Origin of the sequence: Bacillus sp. FSL K6-1218, from assembly GCF_038006445.1 — a bacterium.
In the GTDB taxonomy this organism is placed as follows: domain Bacteria; phylum Bacillota; class Bacilli; order Bacillales; family Bacillaceae_G; genus Bacillus_A; species Bacillus_A thuringiensis_S.
The window spans coordinates 4,109,754-4,126,210 of sequence record NZ_JBBOVE010000001.1; the positions used below are offsets into that span (position 1 = coordinate 4,109,754).

Here is a 16,457-nt window from a genome sequence, read left to right on the forward strand (position 1 = left end):
AAGAAAGAGGTTTGAAGTTTATCTTCTCCCCTCTTATCTGCCAGAAAGTTTTACTTTCTGCTGGAATTAGCACCGTGCCTTTTGGCGTAATAAACGCCCCATTTCACAATGGTATTACGGTCGGTTGCTGGGCTTCATCGGGCCAAATCCCTCCACCTGCTCTTGATAAGAGTTGTATAATTTTTTGAATTTTTAACTTTATGTTGAAGACTATACCAAGAATAAAAATCACTTGTCAACATTTTATTTGTATAATTCTGGACGGCGATCCGCAAAAACTGGAATTCCTTTACGTACTTCTTTAATTTTCTCGAATACAAGCTCTCCAAATAAAATTGATTCTTCTTCATTCGCTTCTACAACAACTTCGCCCCAAGGATCGACAATTAAAGAATGACCGGCAAACTCATTATTCGGATCCTTTCCTGCCCTATTACAGGCAACAACATAACACTGATTTTCAACTGCTCTTGCTTGCAATAGCAAACGCCAATGTGCTAAACGAACTAATGGCCATTCTGCTACAACAAATAAAACTTTTGAACCTTTCGCAGTATGAACGCGCATCCACTCTGGAAAACGAATGTCATAACAAATTGTGCCGGCGCACTCTATATCATCTAACTTAAATTCACCTGTACTATTTCCTGCGATTAAATATTTATGTTCATCCATAAGCTGAAATAAATGCACTTTACTATATTCATTGACTAGTTCTCCTTCCTTGTCTACCACATACATTGTATTTGTAACACCTTGCTCTGTTTGCTTCGCTATGGAACCACCAACAATATGTACACCATATTGTTTCGACCATTCTTTCAACTTTTCTTTCGTTTCCAATCCATCCCTATCTGCAATTTCAGAAAGTCTTGTTAAATCATATCCTGTTGTCCACAATTCTGGTAAGACAATAACATCCGGTCTCTCCTTCATCGCTTCGCTTATTTTATTTTTAGCATTCTCAATATTTTTTTCTACATCTCCAAAAACAATATCCATTTGAATACATGCGACTTTCATTTTTTCAGCCCCATTCTTATTTTTCTCTTTACAAAATACTGGAAAGATTATATCATTTGTCACTAGAATTGTAACAACTTTCAAAAGAGGTGGAAAGTATGAAATTATTTCAACCTTCTGAGATAGTAACATCATTGCCAACACAATTTTTCGCTTCACTTGTTGCAAAAGTTAACAAAGTCGTTGCAGCTGGTCATGATGTTATTAATCTAGGTCAAGGTAATCCAGATCAACCAACACCGCAGCATATCGTAAAAGCTTTACAAGATGCTGCAGAAAAGACCATTCATCATAAATATCCGCCATTTCGCGGACATGAAAGTTTAAAAGAAGCCGTGGCAACATTCTATCAACGTGAATATGATGTAGTAGTAAATCCGAAAACTGAAGTTGCTATATTGTTTGGTGGAAAGGCTGGATTAGTAGAATTACCAGTTTGTTTTACAAACCCTGGTGATACGATTCTCGTTCCAGATCCAGGCTATCCAGATTATTTATCAGGAGTTGCTTTAGCCAAAGCACAATTTGAAACAATGCCGCTTATTGCAGAAAATAACTTTTTACCAGATTATACAAAAATTAATAACTCTATTGCCGAGCGTGCAAAATTAATGTTTTTAAACTATCCAAATAATCCTACAGGTGCTACTGCATCAAAAGATTTTTTTGATGCAACTATTCATTTTGCTAATAAACATAATATATTAGTCGTTCATGATTTTGCTTACGGCGCTATCGGATTTGATGGTCAAAAACCTGTTAGTTTCTTGCAAGCAGACGGTGCTAAAAATACAGGTATTGAAATTTACACTCTATCGAAAACTTTCAATATGGCTGGATGGCGTATTGCTTTTGCAGTAGGGAATGAAAGTGTCATTGAAACCATTAACTTATTACAAGATCATATGTATGTTAGTATTTTTGGTGCAGTTCAAGATGCTGCCCGCGAAGCACTATTAAGTTCACAGTCTTGCGTAATAGACCTTGTAAATAGTTACGAATCTCGACGAAACGCTCTTATTTCGGCTTGTCAATCAATTGGTTGGAATGTAGACATTCCAACAGGGTCATTCTTTGCATGGCTTCCTGTTCCAAAAGGATATACCTCTGAGCAATTTGCTGATATTTTACTAGAAAAAGCACATGTTGCAGTTGCTCCTGGTGTTGGATTTGGTGAACATGGCGAAGGGTATGTCCGTGTTGGTCTCTTGCATACAGAAGATAGATTACGAGAAGCCATTAATCGAATTGATAAATTAAATTTTTTCAAAAAGTAATTGACAACATGAAAAATATCTGACAAAATTCAGTTATCTTAAAAATTTAAACATTTCTAAATACTTCTTATCAAGAGCAGGTGGAGGGACGAGCCCGACGAAACCCGGCAACCGATCTACAATTGTAGACACGGTGCTAATTCTCGCAGCATTACGCTGACAGATAAGGAGCTGGTTGTAAAAAAACCTCTCCTTAGCTGAGAGGTTTTTTTATTTAACTAGGAGGTTATAACAATGAGCGGAATTATAGCGACGTATTTAATCCATGATGATTCACATAACTTAGAAAAAAAGGCTGAGCAAATTGCACTTGGTTTAACAATTGGCTCTTGGACTCATTTGCCACAATTATTGCAAGAACAATTAAAGCAACATAAAGGCAACGTCATTCATATTGAGGAATTAGCTGAACATGAACATACGAATTCGTATTTACGTAAAAAAGTAAAACGCGGAATTATTAAAATCGAATATCCGTTATTAAACTTCAGTCCAGATTTACCAGCAATTTTAACGACTACATTTGGAAAGCTATCCCTTGATGGCGAAGTAAAATTAATTGACTTAACTTTTTCAGACGAGTTAAAAAAACATTTTCCTGGTCCAAAATTCGGGATAGATGGTATTCGAAACCTTTTACAAGTGCATGATCGTCCCCTTTTAATGAGTATTTTTAAAGGAATGATTGGACGAAATATTGGGTATTTAAAAACGCAATTACGTGATCAAGCAAGTGGTGGTGTAGATATAGTAAAAGATGATGAAATATTATTTGAAAATGCATTAACACCACTTACGAAACGCATTGTATCTGGAAAAGAAGTTTTACAATCCGTATATGAAACATACGGACATAAAACGTTATATGCCGTAAATTTAACAGGACGAACTTTTGATTTAAAAGAAAATGCGAAACGTGCAGTGCAAGCTGGAGCTGATATTCTATTATTTAACGTATTTGCTTACGGACTAGATGTACTACAATCACTTGCAGAAGATGATGAAATTTCAGTTCCTATTATGGCACACCCTGCTGTAAGTGGTGCTTATTCAGCCTCACAGTTATATGGAATCTCATCTCCATTATTACTTGGAAAGCTACTACGTTATGCTGGTGCAGATTTTTCTTTATTCCCGTCTCCGTACGGAAGCGTTGCATTAGAAAAAGAAGAAGCTCTCAGCATTTCAAAATATTTAACTGAGGAAGATGTATTTTTCAAGAAAAGTTTTTCTGTCCCATCTGCGGGTATTCATCCTGGTTTCGTTCCTTTTATTCTGCAAGATTTCGGTAAAGATGTTGTTATTAATGCCGGCGGCGGGATACATGGGCATCCGTATGGAGCGCAAGGCGGTGGTAAAGCTTTCCGTACTGCAATTACAGCTACTTTGCAAGGTAAATTACTCCATGAAGTAGATGAAATTAATTTACATAGCGCACTACAAATATGGGGAAACCCCTCTCATGAGGTGAAGTTATGAGTATTCAAGTGTTTTGTGATTTCGATGGTACGATTACAAATAATGATAACATTATGTCCATTATGGAAAAATTCGCTCCACCAGAAGCAGAAGAAGTAAAAAATAGAATTTTATCACAAGAGCTATCTATTCAAGAGGGTGTTTCTCAATTATTTCAATTGATACCTACTCATCTGCGCGATAATATAATTCAATTTTTAAAAGAAACTGCCGAAATTCGCAGTGGCTTTCATGAATTTATACAATTCGTAAAGGAAAATAATATTTCTTTTTACGTTATATCAGGTGGAATGGATTTCTTCGTCTATCCACTCTTACAAGGACTCATTCCAAAAGAGCAAATTTACTGTAATGAAACAGATTTTTCAAATGAATACATTACGGTGAATTGGCCTCATCCTTGTGATCATCATTGTCAAAATCATTGCGGATTATGTAAATCATCACTCATCCGTAAATTGAGTGATACGAATGACTTCCATATTGTGATTGGAGATTCAATTACTGATTTACAAGCTGCGAAACAAGCAGATAAAGTATTTGCTCGTGACTTCCTTATTACAAAGTGTGAAGAGAATTATATTGCTTATACACCGTTTGAAACATTCCATGATATTCAAAATGAATTAAAACATTTGTTGGAGGTGAAATCATGAAACAACTTTTTCGTCAATGGTATGACTTAAGCGAGATAAAAAAAGAATTAACAACACGAAATTGGTTTCCAGCAACGAGTGGTAATATTTCTATAAAGGTTAGTCATGAGCCACTTACTTTTCTTATTACAGCAAGTGGTAAAGATAAAACAAAAACTACTCCAGATGATTTTCTATTAGTAGATTATCTAGGGGTTCCCGTATTAGAGACTGAATTACGCCCGTCAGCAGAAACAATATTGCATACACATATTTATAACAATACAAATGCCGGGTGCGTACTTCATGTTCATACAACTGATAACAATGTCATCACAAATTTATATAATGATGCAGTCACCCTTCAAAATCAAGAAATTATTAAAGCTCTCGATATTTGGGAAGAAGGTGCAACAATTAACATTCCTATTATCGAAAACCATGCCCATATCCCAACGCTTGGAGAAAACTTCCGAAAGCATATACAAGGTGATTCAGGAGCAGTATTAATCCGTAACCACGGTATTACCGTATGGGGCCGAGATAGCTTTGATGCAAAGAAAAGATTAGAAGCTTATGAGTTTTTATTCCAATTTCATATAAAACTATTATCAATTCAAGGAGGCGTTTCTAATGGCGCAAATTCGTATTCATGAAGTAAATACTCGCATTGAAAATGAAGTGGAAGTATCTAAATTTCTACAAGAGGAAGGCGTTTTATATGAGAAATGGAACATTTCTAAACTTCCTACTCATTTAAATGAAAATTATTCGTTAACAGATGAAAACAAAGCTGAAATATTAGCTGTTTTTTCAAAAGAAATCGCTGATGTTTCAGCAAGTCGAGGTTATAAAGCACATGATGTAATTTCACTTTCAAATAGCACACCTAACCTTGACGAATTATTAATTAATTTCCAAAAAGAACATCATCATACAGATGACGAAGTTCGCTTTATCGTCAGTGGTCATGGTATTTTCGCTATTGAAGGCAAAGATGGGAAATTCTTTGATGTTGAACTTGAGCCAGGCGATCTCATATCTGTTCCTGAAAATGCAAGACATTATTTTACCTTGCAAGATGATCGTCAAGTTGTAGCTATTCGTATTTTTGTGACAACTGAAGGCTGGGTTCCAATCTATTAAGGTAGTTAGTTGAATAAAAGGACTTGGACCCCCTTTTCCAAACTTTTATTCACTCTACATATATACATCCTCCTATGGAACAGGCTTATTTCATTTTTGAAATAAGCCTGATTTTTTATTTACTCAAAAGTACCACTTCATCACAAATTTAACACCTTGATTTTTCAAGTATATTTTTTGAACATTTTTTGAATATTTATTGAAATTTTTCTGAAAATTCTGTTTTGTATATGATATACTACAATTAATTAAGAAGGAAAATAATATCGCAAACAGAGGGGGATAATCATGAGCTTACTTATCGCACTTATACTTGGAGTTACATGTGGAGCATTTCCTGTTATTTTAGGAGCTATTATGGAAGAGTTAGAAATTGGTGTTTTAGGATTTGTTGCATCTTGTGTAAGCGCTTTATTGTTTGGTTTATTCGGCGCTATTCCGGTTTCAATTCTGTGTGCTTTTTATATAATACGCCATGCTCGTACAAAACAATTGGGTCCTAATCACATCGCACAAATTATCCCATTCCCGGTTGAACGATGCCGCCGCGCTTCTAATTTATAATTATAAAAATTAAAGATGACTAAATAAATAAAAGTCCTCAAATGAGGACTTTTATTTATTTTCTTCTAGAAATTGAAACAATTCTTGTAGATGTAGGGCATCTTCACCATAGCTAACAGATACATGAAATATACCGTCAATCTCAGCTTGCATATAAAGATCCACTCCATCACGATCATATTTCAATGCCAAATAAAACTCCATTTCTTCTAACATCTTTTTTGAGGTTCGAATTACATAATGCCCCTTCTCATCTCTTCCATATTCAAATTCTGGTTCAAAATCATACTTTTGTTTAAAAGCTTCTTTTTGTTTTTCATTAATTTTCATACAAGTAGCTCGCTGTACAGTATCAATCATCTCATCAAACTTTTGAAGGTCCACCTCGTTTACCCCCTTATATATTTTTTATATAATACTTGTGTTCCACTATTTTCTTCGCCATCCTTAATTAACTCTTCATACAATTCTTTCGCCATACTTAAGCCTGGGACTGGTAATTGTAATTTTTCTGCTTCCTCTAAAGCAATTTTCATATCTTTCATAAAATGCTTTACATAAAATCCCGGCTCAAAGTCTCCTTTTAACATTCGAGGAGCTAAATTACTTAATGACCAGCTACCTGCTGCCCCTGTTGAAATGCTCTCTAACACTTTATCTGGATTCAGTCCAGCCTTCTTCGCGTAAGCAACAGCCTCACATACTCCAATCATATTGGAAGCAATCGCAATTTGATTGCACATTTTTGTATGTTGTCCACTCCCAGCTTGTCCTTGTAATTGAATGTTTGTTCCTAACTTTTCAAGTAAAGGTAAGCATCTATCATATATTTCTTTCTCTCCACCTACCATAATTGCGAGTTTTGCTTCTTTCGCACCAACATCTCCTCCTGAGACAGGTGCATCTAACGTATATATTTTTTTGCTTTTTGCAACTTCATTAATGCGTTTTGCTAAAGTAGGTGTAGATGTCGTAAAGTCAATTGCTATCGTACCTTCTTTTGCATGCTCTATAATTCCTTCTATACCAAAATACACTTCTTCTACATCATGTGGATATCCAACCATTGTCATTACAATATCAACTTGCTTCACTAACTCTTTTGGTGTATCACACCAATGTGCACCATCTTGCACTAAAGAATCTGTTTTTGCTTTCGTTCTATTATATACATATACTTTATGACCATCTTGCATTAAGTGATAAACCATACTTTTTCCCATTACGCCAATACCAATGAAACCTATTGATAAAGTTTTATGTTCCATTTTCTCATCCCCTTTGTTCTAATAAATCATTTACCATCTTTCGGAACTCTTTATTAAAGTCATCATCCATACTATTTTTCACATTTGAAAATAACATAACAAAAATTCCTTTTTCTTTATTAAAATTATTGAAAGTGTTCCAACCAGATAATACACCATGATTATGAAAATAATCTGGATATATATAAAAACTAAATGCATATTTCCGTTCTGCTGAAGGTGAAAACATTGCTTGTATACTTTGTTCAGAAAGAAGTTTTCCATTTATAATTGCTTCGTCTAACTTCTTCATATCTCCAACTGTCGTATACATCTCACCACAACCATATAGCCAATCCATGCCTAACTTCTGTGCTGGTACAAGCTCTTGATCTTTTTTCACATAACCCTTTGTAAAATTTTTATCTCCAGGTACCATATTTCCCATACCGGATTCATGCATATCTGCTTTTACAAATATATTTTCTTTTATGTAATCTCCTAAAGGTTTTTTCGATATATGTTCTATTATATAAGCAAGCACCATATAATTATAATCTGTATATCTCCAACCTGTTCCTGCAGGAAATTCTAAATTTTGACGTCCAATCCAATTAATTAACTGTAAACGGGAAGCAGCATTAACATTGCCTTTTGCGTGTTCAGGTAAACCAGAGGTATGTGTTAATAAATGATATAGCGTAATATTTTTATTCTCCGGAAATGAAGGAATATATTTATTTACATTATCTTGAATATTCAATTTCCCTTGTTCTTGCAGCTGTAAAATAGATGTGGCAACAACTGTTTTCGTAATAGAACCGATACGATATTTTGTTTGAGGCGTATTTTCAATTTTATTTTGAACATCAGCATAGCCATATCCTTTATTCAATATAACATGCTCTTTATCTGTTACCAAAACTGTTCCATTAAATTGCTTTCCGACTAAATATTGATCTAATTTTTGAGATATGCTAGCGTAATCAATTTGTTGCTCTTCTTTTTCTTCTATATTCCCTTGCACTTCCGATTCAATAGTAGGATTCACCTTAGTTGTTAATACTGTGTTTTCCTTTATATTGGGGCTAACAAGAAAATAGTATACTCCGCCGCCAACTATAGCAGACAGTGAAGCCATTATCATTACTTTTTTTATCATGTCGATCCTCCATAATTCCTTCGCTAAAAATTGTCCCCCTATTCTATTATCAAACAATAAAAAAAAATCGCAACAATTTGTTGCGAAAAATTACATTTTTTCTTTTCTATACACACATACTTGATTCTTTCCATTTTTTTTCGCTTCATATAAAGCAATGTCCGCTCGTTGCATTAACTCTTCTCTTGTAGTTCCTTGTTCATATAACGCAACTCCAAAGCTAGCTGTTAACTTCGAAATTCCAGTGAATTGTTTTGTTTCAATGAAGAATCGTAATGACTCCGCAACTTGAAATGCTTCCTTTTCCACTGTATTTGTCACCAATATAATGAATTCTTCTCCTCCCCATCTTGCAAATACATGTTGCTGCTCCACTTTAGATTTCATAAGCTCTGCAAGTTGTATTAATGCCAAATCGCCAAAATCATGACCATATGTGTCATTAACTGTTTTAAAATTATCTATATCAAATAAAATGATTGCTATTTTCTCATCACTACGTATTACCTTTTCCCACTCTACCTCTAGTATTTGTTGAAACTTTAAACGATTATAAATCTCTGTCAATGAATCTACCATAGCAAGTCTTTCTTGTTCTTGATAAATTTCATCTAATTCTGTAATTTCCGTGCACTTTACAATAAATCTTGATAAATCTTCTGGCAATGGTGTCGCACGTAATAGAAAAGTAGATACTGTCCCTTCATAATTTGACATCTTAATTCTTCTACCACTTGATAAAGTATCGTCTAGCCATGTTATATCATGCGTCGTCGAGTAGTATCCATTTTCTCTAATAAAATGTTCAGCAAATACTAAATGTTGCTCACGATAGGCAAACAAATTTTCATATCCGAAAAACGTTAAAAAATTTGTATTACAATCAACAATCTCATCATCTTCTACTATAAATAATAAATCATTTTGAAAATCAAACATCGTTTGAAGCAATTCCTGTTGCAAACTAACTTGCCTTACTAAAGAAAGTTGATACAAACTCTTATTCACTTCTTCTAATACTGCTTGTGGAGTTACAGGGGCTATTACAATATTACGTATTCCTAATGCAAGTACATCTGTAAATTCTTTTGTTATTTGTTGATCCCAAATGACAATGAATGTACTTTGCGGGGTATACATATTCTTTATATATTTGATTTGAGAATAATCTGTTACATACATAATTATAATGTGCGGTTTTGTTCTTTGAAATAATAGTTCGCCCTCTTCAAAACTATTTGCTATAAACATACATTTTGGATGGATATTTTCTATCGTTTGTTGATGCTTACATCCATTTTCTATATAAAGGACATTTAACTGCAGATCTTGTAACACATTTTGGAAAACCGTATTCTCTAATAAAAAATGTAGTATGTTCATCACTAGTCTTCACTCACTTCATATATCTTGTTCTACTGAATTCCTCACAAACATTTTTAAAAGACTGTTCTCCAATAAACATTAATTTGTGAGAGATACATATTAACAAGCTAATTGAGAATGTTATCTTCCCTTTTCACTCTATAAATTCCTTTTTTAGTGTATGATTATAGGAATTATATCGTTTGTATGAATGCCCTAGCTTATTTCTTAAAACTTGACAATTAAAATAAAGATATTATATTCTTAAATTCGACAACTTACAAAATGTAAGTAATATACATTGAGTTTTCCCGATAATTTCATATACAATTTGGAGGATATATAATGACAAACGATAACTTTTTTAACGTTCTATATGAACGCACATCTACACGTGCATTCAACCCAAATAAAGAAATCTCATCTACAGAATTACATGAGATTTTAAAAGCCGCAGCACAAGCACCTTCTGCTTGGAACTTACAACACTGGAAATTCCTTGTTTTTCAAGGTGAAGATGTACAAAAACGATTACACCCAATAGCTTATAACCAACAACAAATTGTTGACGCTTCTGCAGTAGTCGCTATTTTAGGTGATTTAGAAGCTTATAAAAATGTTGAGCCAGTGTATGGTCCAATTGTAGAACAAGGATTTATGAAAGAAGAAGCAAAAGAACGCTTAGCTAAAAATATTGAATCTGCATATGCTCGTGAACAATTCCCGAGAGATGCTGCCTTTTCAAATGCATCTTTAGCAGCAATGCAACTTATGCTTGCAGCTAAAGCAACTGGTTGGGATACTTGTGCTATTGGTGGCTTCAATCCACAAGCACTGACAGACGAATTTAACGTTTCATCTCGTTACGTTCCAATTATGCTTATTACAATTGGTGAATCAACTTTAAAAGGCCACCCTGCACCACGTATGAGCGTAGAGCAAGTGAGTGAGTGGGCAAAATAATAAAAAACGAAGGTAACTACATTACCTTCGTTTTTTTATTTCCTGTCATACTTTTGTAATATTACTACAAATCATTCGACATTTATATTTATAGAAAAGTATATTCTATTGCTTTATCATAAATAAACGTGACGTTTTGTGTCGAATTTTGTTAAGGTATTGAAATATACCCGTGTGTTTTTGTTACAATTATGATACAATGATAACAAATAGATAACAAGAGAGGGATTTTCATTGAGTTCATACGGAAGCTTGATCGCACTTTTATGTTACATAGTAACTGTACTGCTTCTATATTTTATTGGTGATGCCGCAAACATCTCCATTTTACAATTCCCAAAAGAAGAAGCATTCCAATTAGAATCAGAAAAACATACTGCACGATCCATTGTACCACTACTCCTAGCTCTTCCTGTATATATCATCGTTTTATATAAAAGTAAAAAAGTGTAAAGGCTACCCATTTCGTTTATTTTGGTGGTTTTTACATTTTTTTGTTATATTCCCCCTATTTTAAACATCATTCCATACTAAACACCCAGCTAGTCATTTAAAATGAGAAAATCCCCTAGAAAAAATTCCACTCTCTGTCCAGTCACTAACTACCGAACTTACATAGATTATAAGTGTGAAGGGGGTGATGAGGATTATGTTTGGATCATTTGGATGCTGTGATAACTTTAGAGACTGTCATCATCATGAAAGAGAGCACAACCATCGTGAGAAAGAGAGAGTAGAAATTAGACCACAACGACCTGCTGTATGTAACGTACTTGCAAATCTTTCTATAGGCACTGAAGTTTCGCTTCTTAAACTAAAAGGAAATGGAACATTCCGCAATTTAGTTTTTGAGGGATTCTGTAACGGTATTGCTCTATTCTCTGCATTAAGAAGAGATAACGACAAAGACAACAACAAAGATGATAAGAATGGAAACAATCGTAATGACGATAGATTTGAAGGGATTCTACGTGTTTGCCCAGAAGATGTTATCGCAATTGCTCTTTAAGAGAAGTTTAATCAATAAAATCACCTAAGGTATGTGTAATAAAAAAACCTGAGACCGATTTCAAATCGACTCAGGTTTTTTACTATTATATGCTTTTAACTAATTCAACAACTTCTTCAGCAGTTGACATCATTAATGCTTTTTCTGCTAATGTCTCCATTTCTGCTTTTGACAACTTGCTTAGTTGTGTTCTTGCAGGAAGAATAGATGTTGCACTCATACTGAACTCATCTAAACCTAATCCTAATAATAATGGGATAGCAAGTGAATCGCCTGCCATCTCACCACACATACCAGCCCATTTGCCTTCTTTATGAGCAGCATCGATAACCATTTTTACAAGACGTAAAATAGATGGGTTATATGGTTGGTATAAGTATGATACTTGTTCGTTCATTCGGTCTGCAGCCATTGTGTATTGGATTAAATCATTTGTTCCGATAGAGAAGAAGTCAACTTCTTTCGCGAATTGATCTGCTAATACCGCTGAAGCTGGGATTTCAACCATCATACCAACTTCAATAGAATCAGAAACAGTAGTACCCGCTTCTACAAGTTTTGCTTTCTCTTCTAATAAAATCGCTTTCGCTTGACGGAACTCATCAAGAGTTGCAATCATTGGGAACATAATTTTTAAGTTACCGTATACGCTAGCACGAAGTAATGCACGAAGTTGTGTACGGAACACATCTTGCTCATCAAGACATAAGCGAATTGCACGGTATCCTAAGAATGGGTTCATTTCTTTTGGTAAATGTAAGTATGGAAGCTCTTTATCTCCACCGATGTCAAGTGTACGAACAACAACTGGTTGACCTTCTTTTACACCTTCAAGAACTGCTTTATACGCTTCGAACTGCTCTTCTTCTGTTGGAAGATTGTCACGGCCCATGTATAAGAATTCTGTACGGTATAAACCAACGCCTTCTCCACCATTATCGATAATACCTTGTACATCATTTGGTGTTCCGATATTTGCAACAAGCTCAACGTGATGTCCGTCACTTGTTACAGTAGCTTGGTCTTTTAATTTTGCCCATACAGCTTTTTGCTCTTCAAATTTCGCTTTCTTTTCTTCAAACGAACGAAGAGTTTCTTCTGATGGGTTTACAATTACTTCTCCATCTAAACCGTCAATGATAACGATATCGCCGTTTTGGATTTTTTCCATAACAACTTTCGCACCAACAACAGCTGGAATTTCCATAGAACGAGCCATAATTGCAGAGTGAGATGTACGTCCACCGATATCAGTAGTGAAACCTTTTGCATACTTACGGTTTAACTGAGCTGTATCAGATGGCGTTAAATCTTCAGCAATGATGATTACTTCTTCAGAAATTGTACCAGGATTTGAGAAGTTAATTCCTAGTAAATGTGCAAGAACGCGTTTTGTTACGTCACGAATGTCCGCAGCACGTTCTTTCATATATTCGTTATCCATGTTTTCAAACATAGAAATAAACATTGATGCAACTTCATCCATTGCAAATTCAGCATTTACTTTTTCGCTATTTACTTTGTCTTTTACTGGGTTTACTAGTTCTGGATCATTTAACACTAATAAATGTGCTTCAAAGATCGCAGCTTTGTCAGCACCTAGCTCAGCAAATGCGTGGTCCTTAATAGCTTCTAATTCAGTTTTTGCTTTCTCAAGCGCAGCGTCTAAGCGTGCAATTTCTGCAGCTTCATTTGTAATTGATTTCTTTTCGATGTTAAATTCAGGATTTTCAAGTCTGAAAGCCTTTGCAATAGCAATCCCACTTGATGCAGCGATCCCTTGAATGTTAAGAGTCATTATTCTCCTAATCCTTCGTTTTTCATAGTTTCTTCGATAGCTGCTAGTGCTTGAGCTGCATCATCACCATTTGCAGTGATTTTAATTTCTGCGTTTTGTTGAATGCCTAAAGACATAACGCCCATGATTGATTTTAAGTTAACGTTCTTTCCGTTATACTCTAAGTTAATGTCAGAACCAAATTTGCTTGCAGTGTTTACAAGTAGAGTTGCTGGACGAGCATGAATTCCTGAGTCGCTAGTTACTTTAAAGATTTTTTCCATGATAATTTATCTCCTTTAAATTACAGTTTTTTTTAGTTGTATAGACGTGAGTACTACATCATCTATTGTATATAATAGGCGATGTTCGGTCAACCACATCGCCTATTATAATTATAAACATTTTGCGTCAAATTCCTACTGAATGTCAATAATAGCGGTTTCGCCCTTCTTAACATTTCCATCTTTTTTCAATTCGACTTGTTGCCCTTGTTGTAAATTTGTAAATACAATTGGTGTAATGATAGATGGTGCATTTTCTTTTACAAATGCAAGATCTACTTTTAATAATGGTTGGCCTTGCTTCACTTTATCACCTTGTGCGACAAGTGCCTCGAATCCTTCACCATTTAATTTTACAGTATCAATACCAAAGTGGATTAAAATTTCTTTTCCGCCTTCAGATTGAATACCAATCGCATGTTTTGTAGGGAATACATTGACAATTTCACCATTAACTGGAGAAACTACTGTTCCTTCAGTTGGCTCAATTGCAAATCCGTCTCCCATCATTTTTCCTGAGAATACTTGGTCAGGTACTTCTGTAATCGGTAAGATTTTCCCTTCAATTGGTGATACAATTGTTTCATTTTCATCAACTTTTTGAGGAGTTTCTTCCACTTTTACAGGTTCTTCTTTTTCAACATGAGGTGTACGGCCTGACATTATATCATGAATTTGTGATTTTAACGTGTCAGATTTCGGTCCGAAAATAGCTTGAATGTTATTTCCAACTTCAAGTACACCAGCTGCTCCAAGTTCTTTTAAGCGGTCTTTGTTTACATTCTTTTGTTCGTTAACTTGAACACGTAAACGAGTAATACAAGCATCTAAAGAAGCAATGTTTTCTTTACCACCAAGTGCTACTAATACTTCACGAGGAAGTTCGCCTGCTTCTGCTTTTCCTGCACCGTCATTCGCATTTGCCTCTTCACGACCAGGTGTTTTTAGATTCCATTTACGGATTGCAAAGCGGAATCCGAAGTAGTAAATAACTGCTAGTACAAGACCAACAATAATTACCCACCACCATGCTGTACGGCCTGGTAGTACACCGAATAATAGGAAGTCAATTAAACCACCAGAGAATGTCATACCAATTTTAACACCTAAAATTTGCATTGTCATAAATGATAGACCAGCAAATACAGCGTGAATTCCGAATAATACTGGCGCTACGAATAAGAATGAAAATTCAAGTGGCTCTGTAATACCTGTTAAGAAAGATGTTAATGCTGCAGAACCTAAAATACCTGCTGCTAATTTTTTATTTTCTGGACGTGCTTCATGGTACATTGCTAAAGCTGCTGCTGGAAGACCGAACATCATGAACGGATACTTACCAGTTGTAAATGTACCTGCTGTTAATTCTACACCGTCTTTTAACTGTGCCATAAAGATTTTTTGGTCACCGCGGATTAATTCGCCAGCTGCATTTGTATACTGACCGAATTCGAACCAGAACGGTGAATAGAAAATGTGATGTAGTCCAAATGGAATTAATGAACGTTCAATTAAACCGAATATAAATGCTGCGATTGTTCTATTTGCATCAATCATTTGATGTGAGAACGTGTTTAAGCCACCTTGAATGTATGGCCAAACGAAGCACATAATAATACCTACTATTAAAGAGAATGTTGCAGTTGCGATCGGTACGAAACGCTTACCTGCAAAGAAACCTAAGTATGATGGTAATTCAATGTTGAAGTATTTATTATAGCAATATGCCGCTACTATACCGACGATAATACCACCAAATACCCCTGTTTGTAGCGTTGGAATACCTAATACGTTTGCATACGCTGGATCTGTAAATCCAATTTTTACTGGGTCTGCTCCAGAACTTGTTACTTTCACTAGCTTATCTACTTCTAAGAACACACTCATCGTTTTGTTCATAATTAAGTAGCCGACGAATGCTGCTAAACCAGCTACTCCGTCTCCACCAGCTAAACCAATTGCTACCCCAACTGCGAATAATAATGCAAGGTTAGCGAAAATAATATCACCAGATTGTTCCATAATTTTTGCAACCATTACGAACCAATCTGCTTTTAAAGCAGGAATAACATTTGTTAACTGTGGATTTTGAAATGCATTACCAAATCCAAGTAAAATACCTGCCGCCGGTAAAATCGCTACTGGAAGCATTAACGCTTTTCCGACTTTTTGAAGAACACCAAAGATCTTCTTAAACATGGAAACCCTTCCTCTCTTATCTATATTGATACCTTCCGACAAACGCCAAAAAGACATGAGGAAAAAAAGATAGAACGATAGCTATACAAAGGGTAGTATATCCCTTTCTCTAGCTTACATTCCTTACTTTTCTCCACTCATGCCTGATCGAATCAGTAACACGTGTCAAAAATAGGTTTACGTATAAGTTCACTATAATTAAGGCAAACGTTTTCGTTTCACCTTAATGTGTTTGTCGAAATTTGTATAACTTTGCAATAGTTATTATACATAACTATTGTAAGCGATTCAATCATTTTTTTTAACGTTTTCATTTTAGACAAAAAT

17 protein-coding genes and 2 riboswitches are annotated in these 16,457 nt (G+C 35.0%); of the genes, 9 read left to right on the forward strand and 8 right to left on the reverse strand.

Annotated elements, in window-relative coordinates; genetic code table 11:
- Nucleotides 1-30 precede the first annotated feature (30 nt).
- A riboswitch (SAM riboswitch) is annotated at nucleotides 31-172 on the reverse strand.
- 71 nt (nucleotides 173-243) lie between these two features.
- Nucleotides 244-1,107 carry a carbon-nitrogen family hydrolase gene (locus tag MHI26_RS20815; protein ID WP_061666431.1) on the reverse strand — a complete coding sequence of 288 codons (864 nt, stop codon included), beginning with the start codon at nucleotides 1,105-1,107 and terminating at the stop codon, nucleotides 244-246.
- Between the two features lie 14 nt (nucleotides 1,108-1,121).
- Between MHI26_RS20815 and MHI26_RS20820 the strand changes: the two genes are divergently transcribed.
- The 6 genes from MHI26_RS20820 (at nucleotide 1,122) to MHI26_RS20845 (ending at nucleotide 6,124) form a co-directional block, all read left to right on the forward strand.
- A complete protein-coding gene (locus tag MHI26_RS20820) occupies nucleotides 1,122-2,300 on the forward strand; it encodes a pyridoxal phosphate-dependent aminotransferase (protein ID WP_000765531.1) in 1,179 nt (392 codons plus the stop codon).
- A gap of 64 nt (nucleotides 2,301-2,364) precedes the next feature.
- A riboswitch (SAM riboswitch) is annotated at nucleotides 2,365-2,470 on the forward strand.
- 64 nt (nucleotides 2,471-2,534) lie between these two features.
- Nucleotides 2,535-3,779, forward strand: coding sequence for a 2,3-diketo-5-methylthiopentyl-1-phosphate enolase (gene mtnW, locus MHI26_RS20825; protein ID WP_061666339.1), 1,245 nt, complete (start codon nucleotides 2,535-2,537; stop codon nucleotides 3,777-3,779).
- Nucleotides 3,776-4,435, forward strand: a complete 660-nt coding sequence (gene mtnX, locus MHI26_RS20830) for a 2-hydroxy-3-keto-5-methylthiopentenyl-1-phosphate phosphatase (protein WP_000027471.1) — start codon at nucleotides 3,776-3,778, stop codon at nucleotides 4,433-4,435. The genes mtnW and mtnX overlap by 4 nt, the downstream gene beginning before the upstream one ends.
- Nucleotides 4,432-5,070: a methylthioribulose 1-phosphate dehydratase gene (locus MHI26_RS20835; RefSeq protein ID WP_000811345.1), complete on the forward strand. Its 639-nt coding sequence runs from the start codon at nucleotides 4,432-4,434 to the stop codon at nucleotides 5,068-5,070. Before mtnX ends, MHI26_RS20835 begins: the two co-directional genes overlap by 4 nt.
- A complete protein-coding gene (locus tag MHI26_RS20840; RefSeq protein ID WP_000057322.1) occupies nucleotides 5,048-5,560 on the forward strand; it encodes a 1,2-dihydroxy-3-keto-5-methylthiopentene dioxygenase in 513 nt (170 codons plus the stop codon). Before MHI26_RS20835 ends, MHI26_RS20840 begins: the two co-directional genes overlap by 23 nt.
- 288 nt (nucleotides 5,561-5,848) lie before the next feature.
- Nucleotides 5,849-6,124: a hypothetical protein gene (locus MHI26_RS20845; RefSeq protein ID WP_000054662.1), complete on the forward strand. Its 276-nt coding sequence runs from the start codon at nucleotides 5,849-5,851 to the stop codon at nucleotides 6,122-6,124.
- A 51-nt stretch (nucleotides 6,125-6,175) separates the two neighbouring features.
- Here MHI26_RS20845 and MHI26_RS20850 read toward each other — a convergent pair whose 3' ends face one another.
- The 4 genes from MHI26_RS20850 to MHI26_RS20865 form a co-directional block, all read right to left on the reverse strand.
- Complete coding sequence (locus MHI26_RS20850; RefSeq protein WP_000365616.1) at nucleotides 6,176-6,508, reverse strand: DUF3909 family protein; 333 nt, start codon at nucleotides 6,506-6,508, stop codon at nucleotides 6,176-6,178.
- Nucleotides 6,509-6,513: 5 nt separating this feature from the next.
- Nucleotides 6,514-7,392, reverse strand: coding sequence for an NAD(P)-dependent oxidoreductase (locus MHI26_RS20855; RefSeq protein WP_000400425.1), 879 nt, complete (start codon nucleotides 7,390-7,392; stop codon nucleotides 6,514-6,516).
- A gap of 4 nt (nucleotides 7,393-7,396) precedes the next feature.
- Nucleotides 7,397-8,533, reverse strand: coding sequence for a serine hydrolase (locus tag MHI26_RS20860; RefSeq protein ID WP_000592894.1), 1,137 nt, complete (start codon nucleotides 8,531-8,533; stop codon nucleotides 7,397-7,399).
- Nucleotides 8,534-8,623: 90 nt separating this feature from the next.
- Nucleotides 8,624-9,916 carry a GGDEF domain-containing protein gene (locus MHI26_RS20865; protein WP_001023184.1) on the reverse strand — a complete coding sequence of 431 codons (1,293 nt, stop codon included), beginning with the start codon at nucleotides 9,914-9,916 and terminating at the stop codon, nucleotides 8,624-8,626.
- Nucleotides 9,917-10,243: 327 nt separating this feature from the next.
- Between MHI26_RS20865 and MHI26_RS20870 the strand changes: the two genes are divergently transcribed.
- From MHI26_RS20870 to MHI26_RS20880, 3 genes are all read left to right on the forward strand, one after another.
- The gene (locus tag MHI26_RS20870) at nucleotides 10,244-10,861 is read left to right on the forward strand and encodes a nitroreductase family protein (protein WP_061666338.1); all 618 of its coding nucleotides are present in this window, start codon (nucleotides 10,244-10,246) and stop codon (nucleotides 10,859-10,861) included.
- Nucleotides 10,862-11,095: 234 nt separating this feature from the next.
- A complete protein-coding gene (locus MHI26_RS20875) occupies nucleotides 11,096-11,314 on the forward strand; it encodes a hypothetical protein (protein ID WP_000100493.1) in 219 nt (72 codons plus the stop codon).
- A 196-nt stretch (nucleotides 11,315-11,510) separates the two neighbouring features.
- The gene (locus MHI26_RS20880) at nucleotides 11,511-11,870 is read left to right on the forward strand and encodes a DUF3915 family protein (RefSeq protein ID WP_000468022.1); all 360 of its coding nucleotides are present in this window, start codon (nucleotides 11,511-11,513) and stop codon (nucleotides 11,868-11,870) included.
- An 85-nt stretch (nucleotides 11,871-11,955) separates the two neighbouring features.
- Here MHI26_RS20880 and ptsP read toward each other — a convergent pair whose 3' ends face one another.
- From ptsP to ptsG, 3 genes are all read right to left on the reverse strand, one after another.
- A complete protein-coding gene (gene ptsP / locus MHI26_RS20885) occupies nucleotides 11,956-13,668 on the reverse strand; it encodes a phosphoenolpyruvate--protein phosphotransferase (protein ID WP_061666337.1) in 1,713 nt (570 codons plus the stop codon).
- A complete protein-coding gene (gene ptsH, locus MHI26_RS20890) occupies nucleotides 13,668-13,931 on the reverse strand; it encodes a phosphocarrier protein HPr (protein WP_000411080.1) in 264 nt (87 codons plus the stop codon). Before ptsH ends, ptsP begins: the two co-directional genes overlap by 1 nt.
- A 135-nt stretch (nucleotides 13,932-14,066) precedes the next feature.
- The gene (gene ptsG, locus MHI26_RS20895; protein ID WP_000473190.1) at nucleotides 14,067-16,130 is read right to left on the reverse strand and encodes a PTS glucose transporter subunit IIABC; all 2,064 of its coding nucleotides are present in this window, start codon (nucleotides 16,128-16,130) and stop codon (nucleotides 14,067-14,069) included.
- Between the last annotated feature and the right edge of the window lie 327 nt (nucleotides 16,131-16,457).

What these genes read in the sequence shown, in the direction of transcription:
- MHI26_RS20820 (WP_000765531.1), top strand. Translation starts at nt 1,122, where the DNA reads ATGAAATTATTTCAACCTTCTGAGATAGTAACATCATTGCCAACACAA.
- mtnW (WP_061666339.1), top strand. Translation starts at nt 2,535, where the DNA reads ATGAGCGGAATTATAGCGACGTATTTAATCCATGATGATTCACATAAC.
- mtnX (WP_000027471.1), top strand. Translation starts at nt 3,776, where the DNA reads ATGAGTATTCAAGTGTTTTGTGATTTCGATGGTACGATTACAAATAAT.
- MHI26_RS20835 (WP_000811345.1), top strand. Translation starts at nt 4,432, where the DNA reads ATGAAACAACTTTTTCGTCAATGGTATGACTTAAGCGAGATAAAAAAA.
- MHI26_RS20840 (WP_000057322.1), top strand. Translation starts at nt 5,048, where the DNA reads ATGGCGCAAATTCGTATTCATGAAGTAAATACTCGCATTGAAAATGAA.
- MHI26_RS20845 (WP_000054662.1), top strand. Translation starts at nt 5,849, where the DNA reads ATGAGCTTACTTATCGCACTTATACTTGGAGTTACATGTGGAGCATTT.
- MHI26_RS20855 (WP_000400425.1), bottom strand. Translation starts at nt 7,392, where the DNA reads ATGGAACATAAAACTTTATCAATAGGTTTCATTGGTATTGGCGTAATG.
- MHI26_RS20860 (WP_000592894.1), bottom strand. Translation starts at nt 8,533, where the DNA reads ATGATAAAAAAAGTAATGATAATGGCTTCACTGTCTGCTATAGTTGGC.
- MHI26_RS20865 (WP_001023184.1), bottom strand. Translation starts at nt 9,916, where the DNA reads ATGAACATACTACATTTTTTATTAGAGAATACGGTTTTCCAAAATGTG.
- MHI26_RS20870 (WP_061666338.1), top strand. Translation starts at nt 10,244, where the DNA reads ATGACAAACGATAACTTTTTTAACGTTCTATATGAACGCACATCTACA.
- MHI26_RS20880 (WP_000468022.1), top strand. Translation starts at nt 11,511, where the DNA reads ATGTTTGGATCATTTGGATGCTGTGATAACTTTAGAGACTGTCATCAT.
- ptsP (WP_061666337.1), bottom strand. Translation starts at nt 13,668, where the DNA reads ATGACTCTTAACATTCAAGGGATCGCTGCATCAAGTGGGATTGCTATT.
- ptsH (WP_000411080.1), bottom strand. Translation starts at nt 13,931, where the DNA reads ATGGAAAAAATCTTTAAAGTAACTAGCGACTCAGGAATTCATGCTCGT.
- ptsG (WP_000473190.1), bottom strand. Translation starts at nt 16,130, where the DNA reads ATGTTTAAGAAGATCTTTGGTGTTCTTCAAAAAGTCGGAAAAGCGTTA.